The organism is Enterobacter sp. C6 (genome assembly GCF_008122455.1).
In the GTDB taxonomy this organism is placed as follows: Bacteria; Pseudomonadota; Gammaproteobacteria; order Enterobacterales; family Enterobacteriaceae; genus Enterobacter; species Enterobacter pseudoroggenkampii.
In genome coordinates, this window is sequence record NZ_QPFW01000225.1 from 37,991 (window position 1) to 47,140 (window position 9,150).

A 9,150-nucleotide genomic window follows, 5' to 3' on the forward strand; every position below is an offset into this window, starting at 1 on the left:
TACTGGATACATGTTAATGGTTATGTGAAGCACAGTGACATGACCAGCTTACCTGGCGGACACTAACTAAGAGAGAGCTCTATGAATCCTGAGCGTTCTGAACGCATTGAAATCCCCGTATTGCCGTTGCGCGATGTGGTGGTTTATCCGCACATGGTCATACCCTTATTTGTAGGGCGGGAAAAATCTATCCGTTGCCTCGAAGCCGCTATGGATCATGATAAAAAAATCATGCTGGTGGCGCAGAAAGAAGCATCAACGGATGAGCCGGGTGTAAACGATCTTTTCACCGTCGGGACCGTGGCCTCTATTTTGCAGATGCTGAAGCTGCCTGACGGCACCGTGAAGGTGCTGGTAGAAGGGCTGCAGCGTGCGCGTATTACCACTCTGTCAGACGACGGCGAGCACTTCTCTGCGAAGGCAGAGTACCTTGATTCGCCTGAGCTTGATGAGCGCGAGCAGGAAGTGCTGGTGCGCACCGCGATTAGCCAGTTTGAAGGCTATATCAAGCTGAACAAGAAAATCCCACCAGAAGTGCTGACGTCGCTGAACAGCATCGACGATCCTGCACGTCTGGCGGACACCATCGCTGCCCATATGCCGCTGAAGCTGGCTGACAAACAGTCCGTGCTGGAAATGTCCGACGTTAACGAACGTCTGGAATACCTGATGGCGATGATGGAGTCCGAAATCGATCTGCTGCAGGTTGAGAAGCGTATTCGCAACCGCGTGAAAAAGCAGATGGAGAAATCCCAGCGTGAGTACTATCTGAATGAGCAAATGAAGGCCATTCAGAAAGAGCTGGGCGAGATGGACGACGCGCCGGACGAAAACGAAGCGCTGAAGCGTAAGATCGACGCGGCGAAGATGCCGAAAGAGGCGAAAGAGAAAGCCGAAGCAGAACTGCAGAAGCTGAAAATGATGTCTCCAATGTCGGCTGAAGCGACCGTTGTACGCGGCTACATTGAGTGGATGGTGCAGGTTCCGTGGAACGCCCGCAGCAAGGTCAAAAAAGACCTGCGTCAGGCGCAGGAAATCCTGGATACCGACCACTACGGCCTGGAACGCGTGAAAGACCGCATTCTTGAGTACCTCGCGGTACAGAGCCGTGTAAACAAAATCAAAGGTCCAATTCTGTGCCTGGTCGGACCGCCGGGGGTGGGTAAAACCTCTCTGGGTCAGTCCATCGCCAAAGCGACCGGACGTAAGTATATCCGTATGGCGCTGGGTGGCGTACGCGATGAGGCGGAAATCCGCGGTCACCGCCGTACCTACATCGGTTCTATGCCGGGTAAACTGATCCAGAAGATGGCGAAAGTGGGGGTTAAAAACCCGCTGTTCCTGCTTGATGAGATCGATAAGATGTCGTCGGACATGCGTGGCGACCCAGCGTCTGCACTTCTGGAAGTGCTTGATCCAGAACAGAACGTGGCGTTCAGCGATCACTACCTGGAAGTGGACTACGACCTGAGCGATGTGATGTTCGTGGCGACCTCCAACTCTATGAACATTCCGGCCCCGCTGCTGGACCGTATGGAAGTGATCCGTCTCTCCGGTTATACCGAAGATGAGAAGCTGAACATTGCTAAGCAGCACCTGCTGCCGAAACAGATCGAGCGTAACGCGCTGAAAGCCAACGAGCTGACCGTCGAGGACAGCGCGATTATCGGCATCATTCGCTACTACACCCGTGAAGCGGGCGTGCGTAGTCTTGAGCGTGAAATCTCTAAACTGTGCCGTAAGGCGGTGAAACAGCTGCTGCTGGATAAGAGCCTGAAACACATTGTGATTAACGGCGATAATCTGCATGCGTACCTGGGCGTCCAGCGCTTCGACTACGGTCGCGCGGACAACGAAAACCGCGTTGGTCAGGTGACTGGCCTGGCATGGACGGAAGTGGGTGGCGATCTGCTGACCATCGAAACCGCCTGTGTGCCAGGTAAAGGCAAACTGACCTACACCGGCTCGCTGGGTGAAGTGATGCAGGAGTCCATCCAGGCGGCGTTGACCGTGGTTCGTGCGCGTGCGGAGAAACTGGGTATCAACCCTGATTTCTACGAAAAACGCGACATCCACGTGCACGTACCTGAAGGGGCGACGCCGAAAGATGGTCCAAGCGCGGGTATTGCCATGTGTACCGCTCTGGTTTCCTGTCTGACAGGGAACCCGGTGCGTGCTGATGTGGCAATGACCGGTGAAATCACGCTGCGTGGTCAGGTTCTGCCGATTGGTGGTTTAAAAGAAAAACTGCTGGCGGCGCACCGCGGTGGGATCAAAACCGTATTGATCCCTTACGAAAATAAACGCGATCTGGAAGAGATTCCGGACAACGTGATTGCCGATCTGCAGATTCATCCTGTGAAGCGAATTGAGGAAGTTCTCAGTCTCGCACTGCAGAATGAACCCTCCGGAATGCAGGTTGTAACCGCAAAATAGTGACCTCGCGCAAAGAGCGTCAATAAAAACAAGGCTGGTAAGTCATTTCGCACTTGCCAGCCTTTTTTTGTATAGCTAATTTAGATTGCTGATTAGGTCAGCCATCAACAACGGGTGTTGTAAGGTCATGGCAGGCCTGATATAACTGCTGCGCGGTCGCGTTGTGAAGGATTCAGGCGCGATATAAATTATAAAGAGAGGAAGAGAACAGTGAATAAATCTCAACTGATTGACAAAATTGCTGCTGGTGCTGATATTTCTAAAGCTGCAGCTGGACGTGCCTTAGATGCATTAATTGCTTCTGTTACTGAATCTCTGCAGGCTGGGGACGACGTTGCACTGGTAGGCTTCGGTACTTTTGCTGTTAAAGAGCGTGCTGCCCGTACTGGCCGCAACCCTCAGACCGGTAAAGAGATCACCATTGCTGCTGCTAAAGTGCCGGGTTTCCGTGCAGGTAAAGCGCTGAAAGACGCAGTAAACTGATTGCTTTCCCGTTTCAGGGAAGCCGGAAAGTACAAGGGCGCATCATTTGATGTGCCTTTTTTGTTTGTCCAGACCTGATTTGTGCGAGTTTATGCGAGTTGTGGGCTGACAATCGCCCCGTTTTCTTGTCACAATACACCTTCACGCGCGACGGGCAGGATTTTCCGTCAGCGTCAGGTAACCAGTCACCTACAGCGGAGTGTTGTTACACCATGATGGACAGCTTACGCACGGCTGCTAACAGTCTCGTGCTCAAGATTATTTTCGGTATCATTATCGTGTCGTTCATATTGACCGGCGTGAGCAGTTACCTTATTGGCGGTGGCGCAAACTATGCCGCAAAAGTGAATGGCCAGGAGATCAGCCGTGGTCAGTTCGAGAATGCTTTTGCCGGTGAACGTAACCGTATGCAGCAACAGCTGGGCGACCAATTCTCTGAACTGGCGGCGAACGAAGGGTACATGAAGACCCTGCGCCAACAGACACTGAACCGTCTTATCGACGAAGCGCTTCTGGATCAGTATGCCAAAAAACTGGGCCTTGGCATCAGCGATGAGCAGGTGAAAAAAGCCATCTTCTCCACCCAGGCTTTCCAGTCTAACGGTAAATTCGACAACGCGCGTTATAACAGCATCGTCAACCAGATGGGGATGACGGCCGATCAGTACGCGCAGGCTCTGCGTAATCAGCTGACCACCCAGCAGCTCATCAATGCCGTTGTGGGCACCGATTTCATGCTCAAAGGTGAAACGGACGAACTGGCCGCGCTGGTGGCGCAGCAGCGCGTTGTACGCGAAGCGACTATTGATGTGAACGCCCTGGCGGCGAAACAGCAGGTGAGCGACGCTGACGTTAACGCTTACTACGAGCAGAACAAGAATTCCTTTGTTTCTCCAGAGCAGTTCCGTGTGAGCTACATCAAGCTGGATGCTGCCGCGCTGCAGGAAACCGCGTCTGATGCGGAAATCCAGTCTTACTACGACCAGCATCAGGATCAGTTCACTCAGCCGCAGCGTAACCGCTACAGCGTGATTCAGACGAAGACCGAGGCTGATGCCAAAGCGGTACTGGAAGAGCTGAATAAAGGCGCTGATTTCGCGACCGTTGCGAAAGCGAAATCCACCGACATTATCTCTGCGAAAAACGGCGGTGATATGGGATGGCTGGAAGACGCGACCACACCGGATGAGCTGAAAAATGCCGGTCTGAAAGAGAAAGGTCAACTTTCTGGCGTCATTAAGTCTTCCGTTGGTTTCCTGGTCGTGCGTCTGGACGACATCACCGCGGCGAAAACCAAGCCTCTGGCTGAGGTTCGCGACGATATCGCGGCGAAAGTGAAACAGGAAAAAGCGCTGGATGCCTACTACGCGCTGCAGCAGAAGGTGAGCGATGCTGCCAGCAACGACAACGAATCTCTGGCGGGTGCTGAGCAGGCGGCGGGTGTGAAGGCGGTTGAGACGGGCTGGTTTGGTCGTGACAACCTGCCGGAAGAGCTGAACTTTAAACCGGTTTCCGATGCCATCTTCAATGGTGGTCTGGTGGGCGAGAACGGCACGCCGGGCAGTAACTCTGACATCATTACCGTCGACGGCGATCGTGCGTTTGTGTTGCGCGTCAGCGAGCACAAGCCAGAAGCGGTCAAACCGCTGGCGGACGTGAAGGATCAGGTCGTTGCCCAGGTTAAGCACAACAAAGCGGAACAGCAGGCGAAACTGGATGCTGAAAAGATTCTGTCTGATTTGAAAGCGGGTAAAGAAGACGCGCTGAAAGCGGCTGGCCTGAGCTTCGGTGAAGCGAAAACGCTGAGCCGTACCGGCCAGGACCCAATCAGCCAGGCCGCGTTTGCTCTGACTCTGCCTGCGAAGGATAAGCCAAGCTTCGGTACCACCACCGATGCGCAGGGTAACGTCGTTCTGCTGGCGCTGGATGAAGTGAAAGCCGGCACCCTGCCAGACGCGCAGAAGAAAGCGATGGTTCAGGGGATTACCCAGAACAATGCTCAGATTGCCTTCGAAGCCATGATGAGCAACCTGCGTAAAGAAGCCAAAATCAAGCTGGGTGATGTGATGACTCAGCAGCAGTAATTACGTGTCTGCTCGCAGATTTTCGTAACGCTCTGCAATAACTAAAGGCCGCTTTCGCGGCCTTTTCCATTTCTGCAATCTACTGTTTGTGCCGGGTTTATCTGGCGGCTATCGTGACGTGGCTGTCAACAAACAAGGAGATAACAGCATGAAATGTGGAATCAAAGCACTGTTAATTACGCTGGCTATTGCCACCACCGGGATGAGCGCGGGGGCGCTGGCGGCGACGCCTGCCGCCAAACAACAGACGACACAGAGCAAATCCGACGCAGCGACGCCGGTGCAAGGGCAAACCAAAGCGACTGACGCCGGTAAAAATGCGGATGATGACGGTACGCGGGTGAGTATCAATTCGGCCTCGGCGGAAGATCTGGCCCGCGTGATGAATGGCGTCGGCCTGAAAAAAGCGCAGGCCATCGTCAGCTACCGCGAAGAGTATGGTCCTTTCAAAACGGTCGACGATCTCAAACAGGTTCCGGGCATGGGGGGCGCACTGGTTGAGCGCAACCTCTCACACCTGACGCTGTAATTACGCAATTTCTTGCACTGCGGCAAAATTTTGCCAGGATAAAGAGGTCATACCAGTTATGACCTCTCATCCTACAATAACAGTAAAGGCAATTGCGCTATGCAGACAAAAATCAAAGTACGCGGTTTTCATCTCGACGTTTACCAGCATGTGAACAACGCTCGCTATCTTGAGTTTCTTGAAGAAGCGCGCTGGGACGGGCTGGAAAATAGCGAAAGTTTTCAGTGGCTGACCGCGCACAACATCGCGTTTGTGGTCGTCAATATCAATATCAACTACCGGCGTCCGGCCGTGCTGGGCGATGTGCTCACGGTGACCAGCCAGGTGCAGCAGATCAACGGCAAAAGCGGGGTGCTAAGCCAGGTGGTGACGCTCGATCCTGAAGGGCAGGTGGTGGCTGATGCGCTGATTACTTTTGTCTGTATCGATCTGAAAACGCAGAAAGCGCTGCCGCTGGAAGGGGAACTGCGGGAAAAGCTGGAGTTGATGATCGCGTAGGAATTTGTCTTTTATAAAAGACAAAAGGGTTTTTCAGGGATAGAATAATGGACAGGGACTACGTTGTTGAACGTTACCGGACCCGTGACGGAAAAGTGCCGTTTGAAGAGTGGGTAGCCAGAATGAATCGAAAGGATCCGGATATGGTTTTCCGGATCCTTATGCGGATTAACCGTGCGATAAAACGTAATTTTGGCGATTACAGGTATCTCAGGGAAGGTGTTTGGGAGATGCGAGTCGACAGTGGCCCCGGCTACAGAATCTATTTTTCAGTAGAGAATCGGCAGGTTTTATTGTTACTGATCGGTGGTGACAAAAAGAGCCAAAAAGCAGATATCCAACTGGCAGTAGATTACTGGAAAGATCATCAAACAAAAGGACATTCCAATGAGTGCCGCTGAACGAAAATATTCGAGCTCCGTTAACCACCATGATGCTGTTGTGAAAATGCTGCGAGAGAATCCTTCCTACGCTCAGCGTTATCTGCAAACGGCCCTGGAAGAGATCTATGAAGACCAGGGGATCCCTGCTTATCTCATTGCACTCCGTCAGGTCATCGAAGCGCGAGGCGGTATCGGAGAAATTTCTACCAAAGCAGGTCTGTCCCGCCAGCAGCTATACCGAACCTTATCAGACAACGGCAACCCAACGCTGACAACGCTGATGAAAGTCACCCGTGCTGCCGGTGTGAAACTGTTCGACAGCACGGTCAAATAGCCCTATTTAAGCCCGGTCTTTTTCTGCATCGCGGCCATCACGCCGACTTTATCGGCAAGATAGTGGTTCAGCCCGTTAGCGCGAAGATTACAGGCCGCGCACTGGCCGCAACCGTCGCCTTTGATACCGTTATAGCAGGTGAGCGTTTCGCTGCGAACGAGGTCCAGCTTGCCCCAGTAGTCCGCCAGCGCCCAGGTTTCGGCTTTATCCAGCCACATCAGCGGGGTTTCAAAGCGCGTCTCTTTCGCCATCCCCAGATTGACGGCGTGGTTTAACGCTTTCACGAACTCATCACGACAGTCCGGGTAGCCGGAGAAGTCGGTCTCGCACACGCCTGTGATCACCGCTTCGGCTTTTACCTGGTAGGCGTAGATCGCCGTCAGGGTCAGGAAGAGGATATTACGACCCGGCACGAAGGTATTCGGAATGCCGCTGGCATCAGGTTCGTAGTCCGGGACGGGAATACTGTCCCGGGTGAGGCTGCTTACGGCCAGTTCATTTAACAGCGTAACGTCCAGCACCTTGTGCGCGCGTGCGCCCAGTTTCAGGGCAAGTTCACGGGCAACGTCGATTTCAGCGCGATGACGCTGACCATAATCGAAAGTCACACAGTGAACTTCATCGTACTGATGAAGAGCCTGAACCAGGCAGGTAGTAGAGTCTTGTCCTCCGCTGAACACGACGACGGCACGTTTCATAAATCATCTCAACTGTTACGGTAAAAACGTTATGTTACCGTCAGACCACGACGGCGACCAGCTTCTTCACGATTTAGGGGCGGGCAGCCAGGCTTCGGTAAAGTCAAACCAGCCGCGGGTATTGAGGCGTATGCCGTTAACTCCCGGCGGGGCGCTGATCTGGTATTGATAATTGAACAGTGGGGTGATCACCGCCTTTTCCATGAGCCGGGAGAAAATGGCCCTGAGCCCGGCATGTCTGGCCTGCTCGTCGGCCAGGGTCTGTACGGCATCCAGGGTGGCCTGCAGATGAGCATATTGCGGTGCGCTAAGCACATGTGGCCATAGGGCATCACAGCGCAGCCACTGTTCAAGCGTATATTCCGGCGCTTCGCCAATCAGCCTGTCACCCATCATGAGGTCCGCGTCCGCCAGTTGCTGGCATCCGTCCCAGGTTTTTGCGTCGTGAAAGATAACCGTTAGCTCGCAGCCCTGCTGCGCAAGATACTGTTTTAGCTGACGCGCCATCGTGTGCAACTCAACCGGTAAATGGTAAATCAGGGTTAACTTAGTCGGCAGAGAGACATGAGTTAAATCCGACCACTGAGGGATTGCCCATCCTGGCAGTAACTCCTCTGTTGGGGTAATCAGCCCTTCGTTGAGCGGAAGCGTGTGCAGAAGCGATGAGAGATGAATGATGTTAATGAGCCGTCGTGCCTGCATTTCACTCAGACGCGGGCTTTGCTTCAGGGTGAGATAACAAAAGCCCAGACTGGTGCTGTTCGTCACCAGGCGCAGACTCTCCAGCTCATCCGGCTCGCCAATGGCGATCTGCACCGGATGGCGACAGCTGGTACCCAGCCCATAGTCAAACAGCGACGGTGTGATCCAGTATTCGATAGCCTTAAGCAGCGGGTGGCTGAGATGGTACTGGTCGTGGCTTTCCAGACGAACCAGATCCGGCTCATACACGCTGAGTCTGAAGGGGCCGCAGCCCGTCAGGGGCTGTTCGGGATGTGCAAGCCGGCTACAGTAGGTGGCCAGGCGGTGTGCCAGCCAGTAATCCGGCTGGTGCAGTGTGAATGTCAGACACTGGGGATGGGTGACGTCAATGCGCAGGACGCTCTGGAACAGTTTACGCAGGGCGGGTAAGGCAAAAAGTGCATTCAGGCTTTGCTGAAGCTGTCCGGTTTCGACCTTATCGCCGTTATGCCAGTGTAAGGTGGAACGTATATAAAAATGCCAGCGCAAACCGTCCGTCGACACCTCCCAGTGATGAGCGAGATCGCCCGTGGGTTCACTGCTGTCGCCGTGAAATCGCGTCAGTCCGGAGAATACCTGTCCCGCAAGATGCTGCTCCGCCCGACCGGGTAAAAAACCCGGCTGAAGCGGATCCAGTGAGCGGTAATAGGGGATGCGCAGCGTCGGCGTGTCGTTTTGCCACTGCCCGCCTAAAAACGGATGCAGCAACGATCGTAATTCTGCGGGGGCAAGTTGGGCCAGTTCCAGCGCGTTATGCTGCTGCCCGCTCTTCAGCGCCTCCTCCATCATCGCATTGCGCAGTGACTCCGGCGTGACATGGAACGTAAGCTCACCCCGCTTACCGCGGCCAGACTGCGCTCGCCAGCTCAGCCAGCCCGCCTCCTGGGCCTGACGCAGCAGCGTTCGGACATGCCGTTCGCTACAAAAACAGCGGGCGGCCAGCTCGCTGATGGTGACCTGTTGC

Annotated in this window: 9 protein-coding genes; 7 read left to right on the plus strand and 2 right to left on the minus strand. The window is 54.1% G+C overall.

What is annotated here, in order from left to right:
- The first annotated feature begins 81 nt into the window (after nt 1–81).
- The 7 genes from lon to DOU50_RS13415 all read left to right on the plus strand — a co-directional run bounded on the left by lon (nt 82) and on the right by DOU50_RS13415 (nt 6,747).
- Nucleotides 82–2,436 carry an endopeptidase La gene (gene lon, locus DOU50_RS13380; RefSeq protein WP_023334706.1) on the plus strand — a complete coding sequence of 785 codons (2,355 nt, stop codon included), beginning with the start codon at nt 82–84 and terminating at the stop codon, nt 2,434–2,436.
- A 210-nt stretch (nt 2,437–2,646) separates the two neighbouring features.
- Nucleotides 2,647–2,919, plus strand: a complete 273-nt coding sequence (hupB, locus tag DOU50_RS13385; protein ID WP_002444653.1) for a nucleoid-associated protein HU-beta — start codon at nt 2,647–2,649, stop codon at nt 2,917–2,919.
- Between the two features lie 212 nt (nt 2,920–3,131).
- Nucleotides 3,132–5,003: a peptidylprolyl isomerase gene (gene ppiD / locus DOU50_RS13390; protein WP_148769549.1), complete on the plus strand. Its 1,872-nt coding sequence runs from the start codon at nt 3,132–3,134 to the stop codon at nt 5,001–5,003.
- A gap of 148 nt (nt 5,004–5,151) precedes the next feature.
- Nucleotides 5,152–5,532: a helix-hairpin-helix domain-containing protein gene (locus DOU50_RS13400; protein WP_148769550.1), complete on the plus strand. Its 381-nt coding sequence runs from the start codon at nt 5,152–5,154 to the stop codon at nt 5,530–5,532.
- 99 nt (nt 5,533–5,631) lie between these two features.
- Nucleotides 5,632–6,030, plus strand: coding sequence for a YbgC/FadM family acyl-CoA thioesterase (locus tag DOU50_RS13405; protein WP_024906822.1), 399 nt, complete (start codon nt 5,632–5,634; stop codon nt 6,028–6,030).
- A 47-nt stretch (nt 6,031–6,077) separates the two neighbouring features.
- Nucleotides 6,078–6,431: a type II toxin-antitoxin system RelE/ParE family toxin gene (locus tag DOU50_RS13410; protein ID WP_024906823.1), complete on the plus strand. Its 354-nt coding sequence runs from the start codon at nt 6,078–6,080 to the stop codon at nt 6,429–6,431.
- A complete protein-coding gene (locus tag DOU50_RS13415; protein ID WP_024906824.1) occupies nt 6,418–6,747 on the plus strand; it encodes an addiction module antidote protein in 330 nt (109 codons plus the stop codon). The genes DOU50_RS13410 and DOU50_RS13415 overlap by 14 nt, the downstream gene beginning before the upstream one ends.
- Before the next feature lie 2 nt (nt 6,748–6,749).
- Here the strand turns inward: DOU50_RS13415 and queC are convergent, their stop codons facing one another.
- Both queC and DOU50_RS13425 read right to left on the minus strand, forming a co-directional pair.
- Nucleotides 6,750–7,445, minus strand: a complete 696-nt coding sequence (gene queC / locus DOU50_RS13420; protein WP_032646166.1) for a 7-cyano-7-deazaguanine synthase QueC — start codon at nt 7,443–7,445, stop codon at nt 6,750–6,752.
- A gap of 66 nt (nt 7,446–7,511) precedes the next feature.
- Nucleotides 7,512–9,150, minus strand: a 1,639-nt coding sequence (locus DOU50_RS13425) for an SgrR family transcriptional regulator (protein ID WP_148769551.1), incomplete at its 5' end; no start/stop codon positions are given.